Origin of the sequence: Providencia sp. PROV073 (genome assembly GCF_033688125.1) — a bacterium.
Lineage (GTDB): Bacteria > Pseudomonadota > Gammaproteobacteria > Enterobacterales > Enterobacteriaceae > Providencia > Providencia hangzhouensis.
This window is the reverse complement of record NZ_CP096353.1, coordinates 1908927-1928331: the sequence shown is the minus strand read 5'-3', so window position 1 is coordinate 1928331 and position 19405 is coordinate 1908927. Positions and strand designations below refer to the sequence as shown.

The following is a 19405-nucleotide window of genomic DNA, read 5'->3' as shown; positions in this document are numbered from 1 at the left end:
CCAAGCTATGTATAATAGCGGAAAATTAAGTTTATGTGTCCGAAACTTGAAGGTTTATCAATTAATAACTGCAATAATTACATTGTTGTTTATATTTTAGCCATCAATGCTTGTCGGGCTACTATTCCCCCTATTAAACATAGTTTAAATACAGTTTAAATATAACTATCGTTAATAGGCTTTCGGGTAATAGGTTAAAAATAGGAGCTTCTTTGTATGAATGACACCCAAACCCCAACCTACCTTAACGTCGATAAGCAAGAAATCGAAAAATTCGAGTCCATTGCCTCACGTTGGTGGGACTTAGAAGGGGAATTTGCCCCACTACACCGCATCAATCCATTACGCTTAGGTTATATTATGCAGCGTGTAGACGGTATTTTCGGTAAAAAAATTCTTGATGTTGGCTGCGGCGGTGGCATTTTATCGGAAAGTATGGCGCGTGAAGGTGCAGAAGTCACCGGTCTTGATATGGGTGCCGAGCCTTTAATGGTTGCTCGCTTACATTCTCTTGAGTCCGGCATTCCAGTTGAATATGTACAAGAAACCGTTGAACAACATGCAGACAAGCACCCTCAAGCCTATGATGTTGTCACGTGTATGGAGATGCTTGAACATGTTCCGGACCCTCAGTCTGTCGTTAGGGCTTGCGCAAAATTAGTCAAACCGGGTGGACACGTAATTTTTTCAACCATCAACCGTAATAAAAAAGCATGGCTAATGGCTGTGGTTGCTGCTGAATATATAATGAAAATCGTCCCAAAAGGCACTCATGACGCAAACAAGTTTATTCGCCCTTCTGAGTTAATTCATTGGATTGACGGCACACCATTAAAAGACAAACATATCATAGGGTTGCATTATAATCCATTAACAGACAAGTTCTGGCTTGGGCCAAATGTTGATGTAAACTATATGCTGCATACGGTAAACGAATAGTCATTTAGTCGTGAAAAGAATAAATCACAAGCACTACGTTTAAGAAAGCAGCAAACGATCGCATTTTACAAAATTTATTTTAGTCCTCATGTCGGAAGCATTTTTTTTATTAATGCCTTTTACCATGCAGCTTACCGACATGATCACTTTTCTTATCCAACCAGTTATCCACAAGATCCCTCTAATTTGTTCACTTGATAAAATCACATATTAACATTATCTTGTTATGGTATTCTAAACAAACTACTACATATAGTGGTACAACAAAACATAATACAACTAGTCTCATGGCATTAAACCATGAGCTTTTTTATGTTTATTTTAAACTATTTGTAGTTCAACCAAGGTGTACTTGCTCATGAACCAGAGTCTGTTAGTCACAAAGCGTGATGGACATAAAGAACGCATTGATCTTGATAAAATCCACAAGGTAATCACCTGGGCTGCTGAAGGCCTAAGTAACGTATCCGTTTCTCAAGTGGAGTTACGTTCACAGATTCAGTTTTATGATGGGATCAGAACTTCTGACATTCACGAAACGATGATCAAAGCAGCAGCAGATTTAATTACGGGTGATACACCTGATTACCAATACCTAGCTGCACGTCTTGCTATTTTTAACTTACGCAAGAAAGCCTATGGCCAGTTTGAACCGCCTGCATTATATAAGCATGTTAAACACCTCGTTGAAATGGGGAAATATGACAAGCATTTGCTGGAAGACTACTCTGAAGCAGAGTTCGAGCAAATGGATAGCTTTATTGATCATTGGCGTGATATGAACTTCTCCTATGCGGCTGTAAAACAGCTTGAAGGGAAATATTTAGTTCAAAACCGTGTAACGGGTGAAATCTATGAAAGCGCACAGTTTTTATATATTTTAGTTGCAGCTTGCCTATTTTCACATTATCCAAAAGAAACACGCCTCGATTATATCCGTCGTTTCTATGATGCCGTTTCAACATTCAAAATTTCATTACCTACGCCGATTATGGCGGGGGTACGTACGCCTACACGTCAATTCAGCTCTTGCGTACTGATTGAGTGTGGTGACAGCTTGGATTCTATCAATGCAACCTCAAGCGCAATTGTGAAATATGTCTCACAACGTGCAGGGATTGGGGTGAATGCAGGCCGTATCCGTGCATTAGGCAGCCCAATTCGTGGTGGAGAAGCTTTCCATACAGGTTGTATTCCATTCTATAAACACTTCCAAACTGCGGTTAAATCTTGTTCGCAAGGTGGTGTTCGTGGTGGCGCTGCAACCTTGTTCTACCCTATTTGGCACCTTGAAGTAGAAAGCTTACTGGTTCTAAAGAATAACCGTGGGGTTGAAGGTAACCGTGTTCGCCATATGGATTACGGTGTGCAATTAAACAAGTTAATGTATGAGCGTCTGATTAAAAACCAAGACATTACATTATTCAGCCCATCGGACGTTCCGGGTCTTTATGACGCCTTTTTCGCAGATCAAGACGAATTTGAACGTCTATATGTGAAATATGAGCAAGATGAAAATATTCGTAAATCGAGCGTTAAAGCGGTTGAGCTATTTTCATTAATGATGCAAGAGCGTGCGTCTACTGGCCGTATTTATATTCAAAACGTTGACCACTGTAATACACATAGCCCATTTGACCCGCAGATTGCGCCTGTTCGTCAATCGAACTTATGTTTAGAAATTGCGCTGCCAACTAAGCCATTAAATAATATAAATGACGAAAATGGTGAAATTGCGCTGTGTACATTATCGGCATTTAACTTAGGGGCGATTGATAGTCTAGATGAATTAGAAGAGCTAGCAATATTAGCTGTTCGTGCACTCGATGCGCTACTTGATTACCAAGATTACCCAATCATTGCGGCTAAACAAGGCTCAATGGGCCGTCGTACATTAGGTATTGGCGTGATTAACTACGCTTATTATCTCGCGAAGCACGGTGTTCGTTATTCTGATGGCAGTGCAAACAACTTAACGCATAAAACATTCGAAGCCATTCAGTATTATCTATTAAAAGCCTCGAATGAGTTAGCAAAAGAGCAAGGTGCTTGCCCATGGTTCAACGAAACAACCTATGCACAAGGCGTTTTGCCTATCGATACCTATAAAAAAGAGCTCGATAAGTTAACTAATGAACCTTTACATTACGATTGGGAAGCGTTACGCCAAGAAATTAAACAACATGGTCTGCGTAACTCGACACTGTCTGCATTGATGCCTTCAGAGACATCATCACAGATTTCTAACGCAACTAATGGTATTGAACCACCGCGTGGTTATATCAGTATTAAAGCCTCTAAAGATGGTATCTTGCGCCAAGTGGTGCCTGATTACGAAAATCTGAAAGGTGCTTATGAGCTACTGTGGCAAATGCCTTCAAATAGTGGCTACTTACAACTCGTTGGTATCATGCAGAAATTTATCGACCAGTCGATTTCTGCTAACACAAACTATGACCCAACTCGTTTTGAGAGCGGTAAAGTGCCAATGAACCAATTGCTAAAAGATTTATTGCTCGCCTATAAGTTTGGTGTGAAAACACTTTACTATCATAACACTCGCGATGGGGCGGAAGATGTTCAGGGCGATCTGGAAGAAGTTGTTGAGTCAGCGGATTCCGATTGCGAAGGCGGCGCGTGTAAAATTTAATAGGAATTGTTATGTCACACACATATACAACGTTTTCACAGAAAAAAAATGACCAAATGCTGGAGCCGATGTTTTTCGGCCAGCCTGTTAACGTGGCGCGTTATGATCAGCAAAAGTACCCTATTTTTGAAAAGCTGATTGAAAAACAACTGTCGTTTTTCTGGCGCCCTGAAGAGGTTGATGTCTCTCGAGACCGTATTGACTATAATGCGCTACCAGATCATGAAAAACATATTTTTATCAGTAATCTGAAATACCAAACGCTGCTGGACTCTATTCAGGGCCGCAGCCCTAATGTGGCATTATTGCCACTGATTTCGATTCCTGAACTGGAAACTTGGGTTGAAACGTGGGCGTTTTCTGAAACTATCCACTCACGTTCGTATACACATATTATTCGTAATATTGTGAATGACCCTGCCATTATTTTTGACGATATCGTTGAAAATGAAGAAATTTTAAAACGTGCTAAAGATATTTCTGGTTTTTACGATGACCTGATCGAAATGACCAATTACTATCATATGTTTGGTGAAGGCACGCATACTTGCAACGGTAAGCAAGTTACTGTTTCTCTGCGTCAGTTGAAGAAGCAGCTGTACCTGTGCCTAATGAGCGTTAATGCGCTCGAAGCAATTCGTTTCTATGTTAGCTTCGCTTGTTCATTTGCGTTTGCTGAACGCGAGCTAATGGAAGGAAATGCTAAAATCATCAAACTGATCGCACGTGATGAAGCACTGCACTTAACTGGTACACAACACATGTTGAACCTGTTACGTTCGGGGCAAGATGACCCAGAAATGGCAGAAATCGCGGCAGAGTGCGAGCAAGAATGTTATGACTTATTCGTTCAAGCGGCAGAGCAAGAGAAAGAGTGGGCTGACTACCTATTCAGCGAAGGCTCTATGATTGGTTTAAATAAAGATATTTTATGCCAATATGTTGAATATATTACTAATATTCGCATGCAAGCTGTCGGTCTGAAATTGCCATTTGAAACGCGTTCAAACCCAATTCCATGGATCAACGCATGGTTGGTGTCTGACAACGTACAAGTTGCGCCTCAAGAGGTTGAAGTCAGTTCTTATTTAGTCGGCCAAATTGACTCTCAAGTCGATACCGACGATTTGAGCGACTTCGAACTATAAGCATGGCAAGCCATAAAATCACCCTGCGGTTAACGCAGGGTGTTCAAGTCCCCTTCCATACTGAAGTCCATTCGTGTTTGTTGGAAGCCTTAGAAGACAGCCGTATTCCTGTAGAATATCAATGCCGTGAAGGCTACTGCGGTTCATGCCGAGTGACGTTATTACATGGGAAAGTGGGCTATAAGCAAAAACCTATTGCATTTGTGCAAGATGGAGAAATTCTGCCTTGTTGCTGTCATCCACTTTCAGATATTGAAATTGGTTAATCTAAAATAGGTGATTGCACAGCTGTCTATCAGTTACCTGTGCAATCACTTTTTATTCACTTGCTTTATTGATTATAAATAACCATATAATCCCGCAAATATCCAACCAAATACACAAGAAACACCCACCCCAATTAACCCCGGTAGAATGAAGCTGTGGTTGATAACAAATTTACCAATACGCGTTGTTCCAGAACGGTCAAATTGAATTGCCGCAAGGTCACTCGGGTAAGTTGGTAAAATGTAATACCCATAACACGCAGGCGCAGAAGCGATAATATAAGCCGGGTCAACACCAATCCCTAGTGCAATTGGTACTACAGCAGCCAGAGCAGCTGCTTGTGAGTTAACAAACTTAGAGACTAATAATAAGATAACTGCATAAGCCCAAGGGAAATCTTTCACTAAAGAACCTAAAGTTCCTTTAATTTCATCCATATGAGCACCGAACATGGTTTCTGCCATCCATGCGATACCATATACTGCAACAATCGCAATCATCCCTGAACGGAATACTTCATTCTTTGAAATTTGTCCTGGATTAGTCTTACAAATAATGATAATTAGCGCACCTGCTAATAACATAAACATCTGGATGACTAAAACCATGGATAGTGGCTTACCGTTAATTAGCGGCCTAAGTTCAGAAAATGCGCCAAGTAATGCCACAACTGCGATGGAAGCTAAAAAAATCCACATCGCGACCCAATTAATTTTCGGTAATTTGGTATTTAGCAGTGTCACACTGTCACCATAGACATAATCATGGTTTTCAGGGACTGAGATAAACTCTTGGAATACAGGGTCTTTATCGAGATCTTTACCTCTAAACCAACTGAAAATACCAATAGCTAAAATACCAATTAATGTTGATGGAATAGTAATTGCTAATAAATCCAAAAATTCGAGTGACTTACCATTGATTGTCACACCATTTAGCATTGCGACTAATGAAACAACGGCAACTGAAACTGGGCTAGCGATAATCCCCATTTGCGCGCCAATACTACTCGCAGCCATTGGTCTTTCAGGGCGAATATTATTTTTAATCGCCGCATCGTAAATGATAGGTAAAATTGTATACACCACATGCCCTGTACCACACAAAATGGTTAAGATACATGTCACAAAAGGTGCCACAATAGAAATGTACTTAGGGTTTTTCCGCAGTAGTCGTTCTGCAATTTGCAGCATGACATCCAAGCCGCCTGATGCTTGTAACGTTGCTGATGCGGCAACAACAGCAATGATAACAAGCATTACATCAACAGGCGGTTTTCCAGGCGGTAAACCAAAGCCAAAAACTAAGATAACTAGACCAACACCACCTAATAGCCCGAGTGCCATTCCCCCTTTTTTTGCTCCATAGAATAAGCAAACAAGGATAATGGCGAGTTGAATCATAAAGTCCATAGTTCCATCCTTTATATATATGTTTACATATATTATCGGGATGATTTTCAAGCATTAATTTGATTTATGATAACTTCAAAATCAATTTAGTTTTATTTTTTATGCTTTTATTTTGACCTCATCACATAATTTTAATTAAGTAACTGACATACTATTCAGTTACCTACCATTTTGATAAAAATCAATCAACTACCACACCAATTTTAACAACTCACTCCATTTAAATTTACCTTTAGTCACTTTAAATCATCATTTTTTCTTTACTTTATTAACTCTGCTCATTGTCTTGAGTCTCTCTATCTACTTGATTATTATTGTAAACTTAACATTACACTCACTGTAATTTACATTTGACAGAGAACTTGCAATCGCATAATCTGCATCACTTATTAATTATTCAAATTCAATTAGAGGAACTTGTGAAGAATCGTACGCTTGGCAGTGTGTTAATCGTTGCAGGGACAACAATAGGTGCAGGGATGTTGGCAATGCCACTTGCCGCTGCAGGAGTCGGTTTCACAGGCATCGTTTGTTTGCTTGTTGGATTATGGATGTTAATGAGCTATACCTCATTACTGTTAGTTGAAGTGTATCAGCATAACCCTGCAAATATGGGCTTAGGCTCCGTTGCTAAAAAATATCTTGGCCCAATTGGCCAGATAGTGACTGGGCTAAGTATGCTGCTATTAATGTACGCATTAACAACCGCTTATATCGGTGGAGCTGGCGTATTAATTTCAGATAGTCTGTCTTCATGGTGGGGCTTTAAAATTTCAACTGACACTGCCATTATTGCATTTACTATTATTGGTGGTGCAGTTGTCTGTATTGGTACGCATTCCGTCGATTTTATTAACCGAATTTTATTCACAGCAAAAACGATTTTTTTAGTCATCATGTTAGTTGTAATGATGCCACACGCGGAAGCCGTAAACTTAAGCACCATGCCAATTGAAAAAGGCCTTATCCTTGCCGCAGTACCCGTTATTTTTACCTCTTTTGGTTTCCATGGCAGCGTCCCAAGTTTAGTTAACTATATGAATGGGGATGTACGTAAATTACGTATGATTTTCATTACCGGAAGCGCAATTCCTTTAGTTGCTTATATTCTATGGCAGATTGCGACGTTAGGGTCTATTCCATCACATACTTTTCTCGGAATACTAGCGCAGGAATCAGGTCTAAATGGGTTACTCACCGCGATCCGCGATGTTGTCGCTACACCTCGCGTTAATATCGCCGTCAGCTTGTTTATGGATTTAGCGTTGGCCACATCTTTCTTAGGTGTCGCATTAGGCTTATTTGATTACCTCGCCGACTTATTCAAACGGAGTAATCATTTTATCGGTCGAGTGCAAACAGGCTTACTCACCTTTGTTCCGCCATTATTGGCTGCCCTATTCTTTAGTAGTTTCGTACAAGCATTAACTTATGCAGCTGTTGCACTCTCGGTCTTAGCGCTGATTATTCCTGCATTGCTAACATTACGTGTACGTAAATTAGAATCTCAAGGTGGGTATCAAGTTAAAGGTGGTACACCTATTTTAGCCTTAGTGTTGGCATGTGGTGTGGCAGTAATCGCTATCCAATTTTCGATTGTTGCCGGCTTCTTACCGAACGTCGGCTAACAAATTGATAAATTAAGCCGTAATTCGGATAACTTCAAATTACGGCTTTTGTTTATCTGAAATTAACTATCCTCACTCCCAATCAAGGTGGCCATCGTTTGATATCCGCAATCAATCAATAATCCCCTAGCATTCCTACTCTATCTCCACATATATATTATTTGCATATAATTTAATATATATTTCTTTAATTACGTCATTTGGCAGAAAATAATTCCGAAAAGACAACCCTACCCCTCTTGCTTTACAGTTATTGAGAGGTAAATAAGGAATTAGGTTGAATGAAAAGGAAAAATATTTCTGCTGTCCACGATGCAGCATTTAAGAGGTTTATGTCAAACATAGACAGCGCACGTGACTTTTTTGAAATTCACTTACCAAAACACATAAAATCATTATGTGATTTCACTACGCTAAAGCTGACTAACTCATCATTTATTGATAAACAGCTTCGCTCTCGGCTATCTGATGTTCTGTATTCAGTACAGACCTCACATGGAACAGGCTATATTTATTTATTAGTCGAGCACCAGTCAACCCCAGATAAACTGATGGCGTGGCGCTTAATGCATTATGCGTTTTTAGCAATGAATCAGCATATGCAGCAAGGAAGCACTGTATTACCTCTAGTTGTTCCTATTCTTTTCTACCACGGTACTCGTTCACCTTACCCTTACACTCAGTTATGGACAGATTGTTTTCCTCAGCCCAAGCTGGCAAATACGTTATATACACAATCATTCCCGTTGGTTGATATCACTGTAATAGACGATAATGAATTAGTAAATCATCGCAAAATTGCTGTTATGGAATTAGCGATGAAACATAAACGTTTGCGAGATGAGTTTCACCATGTGCTTCCTTTATTGGCGCAAGCACTCAATCAACACTATAATAGCGACAATGATGTGGTCACTATCATCAATTACCTATTTTCTGCTTTAGACTCAACTGATTTTGAAAAATTTATCTACACATTAGAAGCGCAAACAGAAAAGCACAAGGAGACGATTATGAATATCGCACAACGCTTACATAATAAGGGTCATCAAGAGGGCCTTCTCGAGGGGCTGCAAAAAGGCAAACAGGAAGGGCTTCAAAAAGGGCTTCAAGAAGGCGTTCAAAAAACTAAAACCACCTTAGCTCGCAACTTATTGATAAACGGTGTTAGCCCTGAAATTATTATGAAAAGCACCGGATTGAGCCGTGATGAGCTGACGTCATTAAAGTAATGCAATAAAAACTGAAGTAAATAGCTATGGATAAGCAGCTAAAAGTTTAACCAATTATTTTAAAAAATACTCAACTAAGTTTACATCATCAAATTCGCCCTAGGCGTACACATAATGTACGCCTAGGGGCATTATGAACAAGATAACCCTGTTAGAATGAAAGGCCAGCCCCTACATACCAGCCATCAGCAACTTTATCGCTACTATGACCATGTGTCCCTTTCATTTCAATTAAGCGATATCCCGCATCAATAGATAAAGGCTTAAATACCGTATAACGTGCACCGGCTTTAGCTTCGACGTACGATTTGCTGCCTGAAGTCAGTTGCTCTGGAGCACCATAAGCTTCACCGTAAATATTGAGTGAAGGCATAACCTGCCAATTTAACCCACCACCAACAGCTAATGCAGCACCATTACTATTGTGATCAGGTGATAAATATAGCCCCTTACCCCCTACAAATGCAGAGAAAGGCCCAACAGGTAAGCCAAATGTGGCACCAATACTACCCATTTGCCCATCATGGTCACTACGAGCCCAAGAGCCGTTAAATGCCAACCCTGCATTTTGGTTACCTAACCCTGCAGACAGCTCAGTAAAATGTTCACCTGCTTGTGCACTAACTGAAACTGCATGTGCAGTACCTACGAATAATGGTGACATCGCTGCTGCCAATAATAATAATTTGCGCATTATTTTATCCTCTTGATATTATTACCTATGGATATTACGCGAATCTCACCCTATTTTCAGCCATTCTTACCTAGATTTACGCTATAGCCTCGATAAAAGCCCTCGTTATTCATTACAAAATTTCACGCATCAAAAATTTTAGTGCAAAAAAGTGCGATAAATACGTATTTTTTACTTGTAATCACAGTAATTGGTTATATTAATTAGATAATCAATTCCATAATAACTATACTGAATTAAAAGTTTATTGTAGTCGTGTTTTTTATTTTTTACAAAATATTAACTTATTAGTTAGGTTTGTGTAGTCATTTAATCCAAACAAAGGAGCATTGTGATGAAAAAGAAAGGCCTTACTACCGCCTCAGGCGCCCCAGTCGCCAATAATAATAATGTCATGACAGCGGGTAAACGTGGCCCAATGTTATTACAGGATGTTTGGTTTTTAGAAAAACTTGCCCATTTTGACCGTGAAGTAATCCCTGAAAGACGTATGCACGCAAAAGGTTCTGGTGCTTTCGGTACCTTTACCGTAACCCATGATATTAGCCGCTATACTCGTGCAAAAATTTTCTCTGAAGTAGGGAAAAAAACAGAAATGTTCGCTCGGTTCTCTACCGTTGCAGGCGAACGTGGAGCTGCCGACGCAGAACGTGATATTCGTGGCTTCGCATTAAAGTTTTATACTGAAGAAGGTAACTGGGATATGGTGGGTAACAACACCCCTGTATTCTATTTCCGTGACCCATTAAAATTCCCTGATTTAAACCACGTAGTTAAACGTGACCCTCGCTCTAACCTGCGTACAATGGAACATAAATGGGCCTTTTTCTCCCAATTACCTGAATCTTTACACCAGTTAACCATTGATGCTAGTGACCGTGGTATCCCACAAAGTTACCGTCATATGCATGGTTTTGGTAGCCATACATATAGTTTCATCAACAGTAACAATGAACGTTTCTGGGTCAAATTCCATTTCCGTTGCCAACAAGGTATTCAAAATCTGTCTGATGAACAAGCTGAGCAGTTAGTGGGTAAAGATAGAGAAAGTTCACAGCGAGATCTGTTTGAATCCATCGAAAAAGGGGATTTCCCACGCTGGAATTTGCAAGTGCAAATTATGCCAGAAAAAGAAGCTTCTCAAGTTCCTTATAACCCATTTGACTTAACCAAAGTATGGCCACACAAAGATTATCCATTAATTGATGTCGGTTATTTTGAACTTAATCGTAATCCAGACAACTATTTTGCTGACGTAGAACAAGCGGCTTTTAGCCCTGCTAACGTGGTTCCGGGTATTGGTTTCTCGCCAGATAGAATGTTACAAGGCCGCCTGTTCTCTTATGGCGATGCTCATCGTTATCGTCTTGGTGTCAACCATCACCAAATCCCAGTAAACGCCCCACGTTGCCCATTCCATAATTACCACCGTGATGGGGCAATGCGCGTTGACGGTAATAGTGGCAACCATGTGACCTATGAGCCAAATGAAGCCGGATTATTCCAAGAACAACCGGACTTTAGCGAACCGCCATTATCTATTGAAGGTGCTGCTGACCATTGGGATCACCGCGAAGACCAAGATTATTTCAGCCAGCCACGTGCATTATATGAGTTGTTAGATGATGCCGAGCACCAACGTATGTTTAAACGTATTGCCGGTGAACTGATTGACGCGACTGAAGCCACACAAGTGCGCCAAATCGAGTTATTTAAACAAGTTCACCCTGAATACGGTGCGGGTGTCGAAAAAGCGTTAAAAGCACTAAAATAGTGTAAGTCATTAAGTGGTGGGGATAACCCCGCCACTATTTCGCCCTATTCTTTTATTCTCGCTAACAACCACTTCTTCACTTGTTGCCTAGACACTTTTATTCCCCCTGCTTTCAATTCAGGGTCTAAATAATAAAATGCCATAGGATATTGGTATGGAGCGAGTTTATCTTTTAACCAATCCGCCAGCTGATTTAAATCCACTGACTCATTTGCTTCAATAACCGCGACAGGACGTTGCCCAAATTGCACATCATCAATAGGTATAATAAAACTTTGGCTGACATCAGGATGTGAATTTATGACTGATTCGATATCTTCGGGTTGAACGCACTCCCCACCACTGATAAATAAGTTGTCTAGACGACCAATAATCTGATATTCCCCATCGATAAAAGTCCCTTTATCGTTAGTTTTAAACCAGTTATCTAGGCAATTTAATGGGTGAAGTTGCCCATCAAACCAATAACCCAGAGCCTGACTATCTGATTGAATTTGAATTTCATCATCCACAAGACGAACTTGCTTGCCTTTTAAGGGTAAACCGACACCTTTTTTACCGTCTGCCCGTTTCGCACAAACCGTAGATGCCATTTCTGTCATCCCATAGCCGCTCCAACAAGCAATACCATGCTGTTGAGCCAGATCCGTCAAGGTTGAAGGGATACTCGCTCCTCCCAATAAAACGGCTTTCAATGCGATATTAGTCACTGATTTATCATTTAATAAACGCCATAACTGGGTCGGAACTAAAGAGGCATGAGTGACCTCATGCAATGCTTGAGCCAAAGGAAGATTTTTGACCGCAAGTGAGCCACCTTTAAGAAGCCAGCGCCAAACAATCCCCTGACCAGATACATGGAATAACGGCAGCGATAGTAACCAACAATCTCCTTGCTGGTAATTCATCAGATTAACAACACCTGCTGCACTATTTAAGTGCGCAGCGACACTGTGAACAGCGGCTTTAGGTAGACCTGTCGATCCCGATGTTAAAATCAACGTAGCGGGCTGCTGAATAACCTCTTGAAAAATAACCGGAGCAACCTCTTCATCACTAATAAAATGGTAATAAAGTTGATAATCTAAATTACGATAATTTGCTAACAGATTTGATTCATCAGTAAAATCAATAACTGAGCTAACATTAAGATGAGGTAATAATTCTGCTAACAACCGTTCTGGGAGGCGGGGATTTAATGGTAAAACACGAGCCCCACAAGCAATAAGTGCCAGCTGACTCAGTAATAATTCAACTGAATTTTTCCCATGTAAAACAATACACTGCCCCTGCTCTACGCCTTGCATTAAAAAGTAAGTTCTAAGGTCAGTAATTTGTTGGCTTACACTTTCCCAAGTCATACTTTGGGACTCTGTGACTAGAGCGATTGAGTTCGGACGAAGATTGGCCCAGTGTTGCCAAGGCCAATCTTTAAATTGTGCTAACTCTGCCATACAAGCGTTAAATCATCTAACTGCTGAAGCGGAATATCACATTGTGGCCAAGGCCGTACCAATTGAGATTGAATAAGTGATACCGTGTCTAAGCCTGGAATGGTATTTGGCGTTAGCCAATGCGCTACACGAGCAAGTTGTGTTAAACCAAAACTACTTTCAATGGATGAGCTAATCACAGCTTGTAACCCTAAGCGATGTGATTCTTCCACTAAATAGCGGCAATATGACAAGCTGCCTGTCAGGGTCGGTTTAATGACTATCGCAGAAACCCCTTCCTGCGCTTCTACCATAAAGCCTTCTTCACGTACACTTTCATCCCAAGCAATACTAATGCCAGTATCTGCTGCAAATTGCAGTGACTCTTCACGGGTCTTACACGGCTCCTCTAAAAACGCAATACGACTACGGTAGTCTGGGTTAACATATTTAGCAAAACCGTCGGCTTTTGTTCGGGTCCAACTGCGATTCGCATCCAAACGCAGTTTCAGTTCTGGAACTGCCTCTAGTAACAGGTTAACCACCATACCATCACGTACCGCTTCATATAGACCGACTTTAACCTTAGCGACTTTCTCACCTTCCATTGCATCAAGGCTTAAGATTAAATCGTCAGGATCTCCACTACATAAAGGCGCTTTGCGGTAATCCGCTTGTTCAGGAAGCTCCCCTGCCAGCTCCGCTAGAGCGCAGCTGCACCCAAAAGCCACAGAGGGTAATAAACTATTAGAAATTTTGCCTTCTTTCACCCATTCATTCAGTCGCTTAATAGTTTCTGCGGTTGCTTCTTCTAATGTTTCACGACTGAATTCAGGTAGAGGCGAAATTTCTCCCCAACCTTCATTATCCCCATCTTGTAAACAGACTAAAAGCCCATCACGCGTTTTTAGTCGCTGATAGCGAAGGATAACGCCTGCCTCCATCGGCAGGCTGAACGAATAAATACGGGCTTTACGCATTATGGATTACGCTTATATTTAGAGAAGTCTGGAGCACGTTTTTCATTAAAGGCGTTACGGCCTTCTTGCCCTTCATCTGTCATATAGAACAACATAGTGGCATTACCTGCGAGCTCTTGCAGGCCAGCCTGACCATCACAGTCTGCATTCAAGGCGGCTTTCAAGCAACGTAATGCCATTGGGCTGTTCTCTAGCATTTCACGACACCAACGCACAGTCTCTTTTTCTAAGTCAGCATAAGGAACGACAGTATTAACCAGCCCCATATCCAACGCTTCTTGTGCATTATACTGGCGGCACAGGAACCAGATTTCACGTGCCTTTTTCTGCCCAACAATACGTGCCATATAAGACGCACCCCAGCCACCATCAAATGAGCCAACTTTTGGACCGGTTTGGCCAAAGATTGCGTTATCTGCAGCAATAGTCAGGTCACACATCATATGTAACACATGACCACCACCGATAGAGAAACCGGCGACCATTGCCACCACAGGTTTTGGACAAGTACGAATTTGACGTTGGAAATCTAATACATTTAAGTGATGAGTACCACTTTCGTCACGATACCCGCCGTAGTCGCCACGAATTTTTTGGTCACCACCGGCACAAAATGCTTTTTCACCTTCACCCGTTAAAATGATAGTTCCAACTTGGTCATCATAGCGTGCATCAGATAGAGCTTGGATCATTTCTTTCACGGTTTGTGGACGAAAAGCATTACGCACTTCTGGGCGATTAATCGTAATTTTTGCAATCCCTTCCGGAGATTTATGATAGCGAATATCTTCAAACCCTGTAGAGCAATCTTGCCATTCAATTGGTGCGTATAATTTTTCTTCGCTTGGATAAATCATTATCAGATTCCTTTAACCACAGTGTGATAAAAAATGGTGTAGTGCAGCTGCAAAGCCCATTGGGTTTTCCCGATGCGCATTATGCCCTGCATTTTCAATTAGCGTTAACGGCAATTCATATTGTTGCGAAACGCTTCGAAACTTTTTATCCTTTTCGCCACAAAAATAACGATAGGGACAGGTCAATTGATGCAATTTGTCCGCCAAGAAAGGTTGCTTTGCTAATGATGTATTTTCTAGCATAGCAGCAATACTGTGCGGGTTATTTTGCCGACGTAACTGAATTAAATGTTGGCGCTGAGTGGTCGACAAATCAGCAAATACAGCTTGTTGATACCAATCATCTAACACTTCTTCTATGGGTTCTGAACGAAAACGTTGTGCCCATGCCTTATCATTAGCCGCCCGAGCAACTCGTTCTTGTTCATTGACTAATCCCACATTGCCCCCCTCAATCACTAAACCTAATAATCCGTTAGGCTGATAGTGACAGGCAAAATGCATCGCTAACCGAGCACCGAGTGAATAGCCAACCAAGTAGTATTCATTAATTTGATGATACTGTAAAAGAGCGCTGAGTTGTTTATCAAAATGTGAAAAACCTTGGCATGGCTCTGAGTGAGAACCGCCATGCCCTGGTAAATCCACCGCTAACGATGGAAAAGCACGTGTTTGTTCAATCACTGGTAGCCAGTCATCGGCACTACCTAACAAGCCATGCAGCCAGATGACCCAAGGAGCAGATGAGACTGAATTATGTCTATGGGCAGATAACATTACAGTTCCACAACTTCATTCAATAGTTGTTTTAACGTACGGGCGCCTTCATCACTTGCCACCTGCAATTCCACCAGCAATGTGCCCTGTTGACGGCGCCAAAATTGTTGAACGGTATTTTTTAGTGTTGTCCAGTCTGTCGGCGTACAATATTGTAAACCAAACATTTTCGCCGCGGGCTCGAAACTGACATTTTGCGGCATACAGTAATAGTTTTGTCTTGCTTCGTCTGGTGTAGGTAACATAGAAAAAATTTGCCCACCATTGTTATTCACCACGATCAGAACGGTGGGCGCTGAAGGCTCACGCAACAAAGCCAAACTATTCAAGTCATATAGTGCAGAAATATCCCCAACAATAGCCAATGTTGGCCGTGCTGTTGCCCGTTGAACACCTGCCATGGTAGAAATCAAACCATCAATACCACTCGCGCCCCGGTTACTATAAACAGGATAGCCCAATGGAAGTTGTGCTAGTGCATCTACCAAACGGACAATTAAGCTGTTGCCAACAAATAGTTGGCCTCGTGGAGGTAGCAGTTCAGGTAATTGGTGTGCAACTGCGGCTTCTGAAAACTGCGCTTGTAAGCGTTGGCGCACATGGTGTTGAGTTTTTTGCACTAAAGTGGGCAGCGACTCACACCACAAGCTTCTCGGCTGTGCAGGATGGTTATCTAGCCAACCCTTGATTGAACAGGTTAATTTTCTTCCCTTATGATTGGCTGGGTCTAACCGCTGAGGTATTGAGTCGATAATCCAATACTCTTGCGGCTCACAATTGGCTTGCCATTGTAAGAGCCGTTTTCCCGTTAAGCTTGAACCAAACTGAACGACTAATTCCGCATCTTTTAAAATAGACTGAGTTTCTGGATGTTGTAGCCATAAGTCGGCACATGGAAAAGGTTGTCCGGTTTGAGACAGCACATCACCGAGTACTGGCCATCCAAGTTCCTGTGCCCATTTTGCAACTAACTCCCCTTCACTCGCTGTCATTCGCCCTGCAATCACAACGCCTTTTTTCTGACGCCAAAAATACCAATCCGCAACCAATGCGACGGAATGGGTTAATGGCTCAGTTAACCACGGGTGAGAAGAATTCCACCATTCTCCAAGTGTTTGCTGCCACTCATATTCCCCATCCATTTCACCATATAGTGGCTCTGCAAATGGACAATTAATATGAAAGCCACCATGGTGTAACTGGTTCATGCCATTATCAATCGCGGTGACCAACCATTTCGCTGAAATATCTTGCGTCGGCCGTGGCAACATTAATGATTGAGAGGGGTGAGACGCAAAAATATGTGTTTGCCGAATAGCTTGATTAGCACCGCAATCAATCAATTCTGGCGGTCTGTCAGCGGTAAGAAAAATCACCTTTTCCCCTGTTAAACCGGCTTCAATTAATGAAGGGTAAAGGTTTGCAACAGCTGTACCAGAGGTAACGATAACCCCTACAGGCTCATGACTGGCTTTTGCTAAACCTAGAGCTAGGTGCCCTAAACCACGCTCATCAAAATGCGTATGGCAATGCAATTTACCATGGTTAATCGCCGCAAGGGTCAAGGGTGTTGAGCGCGAACCAGGCGCAATACAGATGTGTTTCATTCCGTGGCGAGACAGTGCTTCGATAATCACTTCAGCCCAACGGAGGTTAAAAGCAGAATTCGACATAATATGCTCAGCAAATTATTAGTTATCAATTAGTTTAGACTGGCTGAAATAAATTTCTTGATCTCAGGACAATTTTTGATGAACTAATTGAAATAAAAAAGAAAATAACCATTTTTATTTTATGGTTTTTCGTTATTTTCAAATAAAGACTTTAGCCCAGCCGCTTTATTTTCAATTTCTATCCACTCTTGCTCTGGGTCTGAGCCACTGACAATACCAGCGCCTGAATATAATGAGACCTGTGCACCCTCTATTTGCGCACAACGTAGAGATACCGCGAATTCACTTTTATTTAAGCTCATAAAACCACCCGTCCCTGCATACCAGCCGCGAGAAAAAGGTTCATTTTTGGCTAAAAATTGCCGAGCGACTTTTCGTGGCAAACCACACACGGCAGCGGTAGGTTGGAGGCGTTGTAAACAATCGCTATCAGAAGGGGTGATTAGCGTCGCAACAATTGAACGATAAAGGTGTTGAATTTTTCTTAAACGAATAACTTTTGCTGAAGACACATCTACCCCAGTCACCGCCCCTTGCAATTGTTGACAAATATCATCAACAACCACTAAGTTTTCATGTTGGTTTTTTTTATCTTCCATCAACCATTTAGCGTACTCTGCTGCGACTGCATCATCAGGGTCATTAGCGACGGTTCCCGCTAAGGCCTCAGAATTTAATTGGCCATCTTGACGTAAATATAAACGCTCGGGGGTTGAAGAAATAAAACCAGAATGTGCGTTAAAGGCCATCATAAAATGGTAGCAATGATGATTCACTTGCTGGCTTTGTGCGAGAAACTCAGCAACCGCAATAGGCTTAGACAAGGTAAGTTTTGTTTTCCTTGCCATAACCACTTTTTCCATTTTCCCTGACTTCATATCATCAATAGCACAATTTAATAAACGGCACCATTCATCATGAGTAGGAATATGTTCTTGCGCAGTAATATCCGCATTCAGTGCCAATGTCACTTGAGAAGCGGGTTTTAATTGCTGTAAAAGATGAATGGCATTTAAGCGATCTTCTTCACCTTCTATATTGATACTAACGTTAATCGTTGAACGTAATCGATGAATTTCAATACGAGGTAAAAAACAAAATGTTGCTTGACGTTTTATCTCGTCAGGGATCCCATCCCCGACGGCATTCCACCCATTAAGCCCCCATAGGCGCATTTCTGGTATATCAGGGTATTGCGATAAAAAAGCTTGAGCCTTATCTATCGAATCAAAAGATTTCACCATGCCAAGAGCACTACATTCTTCAGCTCCCGTCCGTTGATACCAGTAAAATTGAGGGTAGCTTTCTTGCACTGATAGCCATGAAAGACCAGGGAAAGCGGTTTGCGCATCCAATTGCCAAACAAAACGAATAAACTCTTGGTTTTTTAGTGTCAATGTAGACAAATGATCCAAAATTTCAGTTATCAGTTGATCAATTTTTTTATAGTTCACTTTAGATTCCCACTGCTACATCACACAAATTCACTACGCGTTATTATATAGCGCAAAACCATTTTTTAATACATTGATGACTAACAGTAAATGCTATGTCACCGGTTCAGCACTAAAAACAGATTATCTGCAATAAACAAATTGTTTTTAGTACATCACTATAATTATCGCTTATGCCCCAAATGACGATAGCCAAGAGAAATCACATCAAAACCAACCTTGTTACACGAATAGAGGTTCAGGTTGTTGATAGTATAGCTTATTATATATATTACACGTCATTCCATTCATTTAATTAATGGAAAATGTGATTTTATCCCCTTTCTTCTTTCCTCCCTCTCGAAATTGCTTCATTTTTATCCAAAAAGAATTCCATTTTGAAACATAGTTATATTTAAGCTGCAAACCTATATTCCATTACAATTCTATTTAGCCTTCAAAAGTAAAACCGCCGTAAATTTTAATTATCATCATATTGTTATGCGTT

General features: G+C 41.1%; 15 protein-coding genes. 7 read left to right on the top strand and 8 right to left on the bottom strand.

The window, feature by feature from the left end:
- The first annotated feature begins 216 nt into the window (after nucleotides 1–216).
- From ubiG to yfaE, 4 genes are all read left to right on the top strand, one after another.
- On the top strand, nucleotides 217–939 hold the full coding sequence (gene ubiG, locus M1F17_RS08535) for a bifunctional 2-polyprenyl-6-hydroxyphenol methylase/3-demethylubiquinol 3-O-methyltransferase UbiG (protein WP_094962306.1): 723 nt from the start codon (nucleotides 217–219) through the stop codon (nucleotides 937–939).
- Nucleotides 940–1297: 358 nt separating this feature from the next.
- Nucleotides 1298–3589 (top strand): class 1a ribonucleoside-diphosphate reductase subunit alpha, encoded by a 2292-nt coding sequence (nrdA, locus tag M1F17_RS08530; protein WP_004259904.1) that lies wholly within the window; start codon nucleotides 1298–1300, stop codon nucleotides 3587–3589.
- An 11-nt stretch (nucleotides 3590–3600) separates the two neighbouring features.
- Nucleotides 3601–4737 (top strand): class Ia ribonucleoside-diphosphate reductase subunit beta, encoded by a 1137-nt coding sequence (gene nrdB / locus M1F17_RS08525; RefSeq protein ID WP_004259897.1) that lies wholly within the window; start codon nucleotides 3601–3603, stop codon nucleotides 4735–4737.
- Nucleotides 4738–4739: 2 nt separating this feature from the next.
- A complete protein-coding gene (gene yfaE / locus M1F17_RS08520; RefSeq protein ID WP_004259896.1) occupies nucleotides 4740–5003 on the top strand; it encodes a class I ribonucleotide reductase maintenance protein YfaE in 264 nt (87 codons plus the stop codon).
- A 72-nt stretch (nucleotides 5004–5075) separates the two neighbouring features.
- Here yfaE and M1F17_RS08515 read toward each other — a convergent pair whose 3' ends face one another.
- The gene (locus M1F17_RS08515) at nucleotides 5076–6416 is read right to left on the bottom strand and encodes an anaerobic C4-dicarboxylate transporter (RefSeq protein WP_004259891.1); all 1341 of its coding nucleotides are present in this window, start codon (nucleotides 6414–6416) and stop codon (nucleotides 5076–5078) included.
- 479 nt (nucleotides 6417–6895) lie between these two features.
- On the opposite strand from M1F17_RS08515, the gene tyrP reads away from it, so the two are divergent.
- The gene (gene tyrP / locus M1F17_RS08510) at nucleotides 6896–8044 is read left to right on the top strand and encodes a tyrosine transporter TyrP (protein WP_231135994.1); all 1149 of its coding nucleotides are present in this window, start codon (nucleotides 6896–6898) and stop codon (nucleotides 8042–8044) included.
- A 281-nt stretch (nucleotides 8045–8325) separates the two neighbouring features.
- Nucleotides 8326–9276: an Rpn family recombination-promoting nuclease/putative transposase gene (locus M1F17_RS08505; RefSeq protein WP_004259881.1), complete on the top strand. Its 951-nt coding sequence runs from the start codon at nucleotides 8326–8328 to the stop codon at nucleotides 9274–9276.
- Between the two features lie 151 nt (nucleotides 9277–9427).
- Here M1F17_RS08505 and M1F17_RS08500 read toward each other — a convergent pair whose 3' ends face one another.
- On the bottom strand, nucleotides 9428–9970 hold the full coding sequence (locus tag M1F17_RS08500; protein WP_094962305.1) for a YfaZ family outer membrane protein: 543 nt from the start codon (nucleotides 9968–9970) through the stop codon (nucleotides 9428–9430).
- 334 nt (nucleotides 9971–10304) lie between these two features.
- Here M1F17_RS08500 and M1F17_RS08495 point away from each other — a divergent pair, with 334 nt between their 5' ends.
- Nucleotides 10305–11744, top strand: coding sequence for a catalase (locus M1F17_RS08495; protein WP_004259872.1), 1440 nt, complete (start codon nucleotides 10305–10307; stop codon nucleotides 11742–11744).
- 44 nt (nucleotides 11745–11788) lie between these two features.
- Here M1F17_RS08495 and menE read toward each other — a convergent pair whose 3' ends face one another.
- From menE to M1F17_RS08465, 6 genes are all read right to left on the bottom strand, one after another.
- Nucleotides 11789–13198, bottom strand: coding sequence for an o-succinylbenzoate--CoA ligase (menE, locus tag M1F17_RS08490; protein ID WP_318837359.1), 1410 nt, complete (start codon nucleotides 13196–13198; stop codon nucleotides 11789–11791).
- Nucleotides 13186–14157, bottom strand: coding sequence for an o-succinylbenzoate synthase (gene menC, locus M1F17_RS08485; protein ID WP_004259867.1), 972 nt, complete (start codon nucleotides 14155–14157; stop codon nucleotides 13186–13188). The genes menE and menC overlap by 13 nt, the downstream gene beginning before the upstream one ends.
- On the bottom strand, nucleotides 14157–15014 hold the full coding sequence (gene menB, locus M1F17_RS08480) for a 1,4-dihydroxy-2-naphthoyl-CoA synthase (RefSeq protein ID WP_004259866.1): 858 nt from the start codon (nucleotides 15012–15014) through the stop codon (nucleotides 14157–14159). The genes menC and menB overlap by 1 nt, the downstream gene beginning before the upstream one ends.
- Before the next feature lie 12 nt (nucleotides 15015–15026).
- On the bottom strand, nucleotides 15027–15791 hold the full coding sequence (gene menH / locus M1F17_RS08475) for a 2-succinyl-6-hydroxy-2,4-cyclohexadiene-1-carboxylate synthase (protein ID WP_272514694.1): 765 nt from the start codon (nucleotides 15789–15791) through the stop codon (nucleotides 15027–15029).
- Nucleotides 15791–17464, bottom strand: a complete 1674-nt coding sequence (menD, locus tag M1F17_RS08470; RefSeq protein ID WP_164455517.1) for a 2-succinyl-5-enolpyruvyl-6-hydroxy-3-cyclohexene-1-carboxylic-acid synthase — start codon at nucleotides 17462–17464, stop codon at nucleotides 15791–15793. Before menD ends, menH begins: the two co-directional genes overlap by 1 nt.
- Nucleotides 17465–17583: 119 nt before the next feature.
- Nucleotides 17584–18918, bottom strand: a complete 1335-nt coding sequence (locus M1F17_RS08465) for an isochorismate synthase (RefSeq protein WP_144140818.1) — start codon at nucleotides 18916–18918, stop codon at nucleotides 17584–17586.
- Between the last annotated feature and the right edge of the window lie 487 nt (nucleotides 18919–19405).

Bases quoted from the DNA above. Each gene is read 5' to 3' on its own strand.
- M1F17_RS08505 (WP_004259881.1), top strand. From the start codon at position 8,326: ATGAAAAGGAAAAATATTTCTGCTGTCCACGATGCAGCATTTAAGAGG.
- menH (WP_272514694.1), bottom strand. From the start codon at position 15,791: ATGTTATCTGCCCATAGACATAATTCAGTCTCATCTGCTCCTTGGGTC.
- M1F17_RS08515 (WP_004259891.1), bottom strand. From the start codon at position 6,416: ATGGACTTTATGATTCAACTCGCCATTATCCTTGTTTGCTTATTCTAT.
- menD (WP_164455517.1), bottom strand. From the start codon at position 17,464: ATGTCGAATTCTGCTTTTAACCTCCGTTGGGCTGAAGTGATTATCGAA.
- nrdB (WP_004259897.1), top strand. From the start codon at position 3,601: ATGTCACACACATATACAACGTTTTCACAGAAAAAAAATGACCAAATG.
- nrdA (WP_004259904.1), top strand. From the start codon at position 1,298: ATGAACCAGAGTCTGTTAGTCACAAAGCGTGATGGACATAAAGAACGC.
- ubiG (WP_094962306.1), top strand. From the start codon at position 217: ATGAATGACACCCAAACCCCAACCTACCTTAACGTCGATAAGCAAGAA.
- tyrP (WP_231135994.1), top strand. From the start codon at position 6,896: ATGTTGGCAATGCCACTTGCCGCTGCAGGAGTCGGTTTCACAGGCATC.
- menB (WP_004259866.1), bottom strand. From the start codon at position 15,014: ATGATTTATCCAAGCGAAGAAAAATTATACGCACCAATTGAATGGCAA.
- M1F17_RS08500 (WP_094962305.1), bottom strand. From the start codon at position 9,970: ATGCGCAAATTATTATTATTGGCAGCAGCGATGTCACCATTATTCGTA.
- menE (WP_318837359.1), bottom strand. From the start codon at position 13,198: ATGGCAGAGTTAGCACAATTTAAAGATTGGCCTTGGCAACACTGGGCC.
- M1F17_RS08495 (WP_004259872.1), top strand. From the start codon at position 10,305: ATGAAAAAGAAAGGCCTTACTACCGCCTCAGGCGCCCCAGTCGCCAAT.
- yfaE (WP_004259896.1), top strand. From the start codon at position 4,740: ATGGCAAGCCATAAAATCACCCTGCGGTTAACGCAGGGTGTTCAAGTC.
- menC (WP_004259867.1), bottom strand. From the start codon at position 14,157: ATGCGTAAAGCCCGTATTTATTCGTTCAGCCTGCCGATGGAGGCAGGC.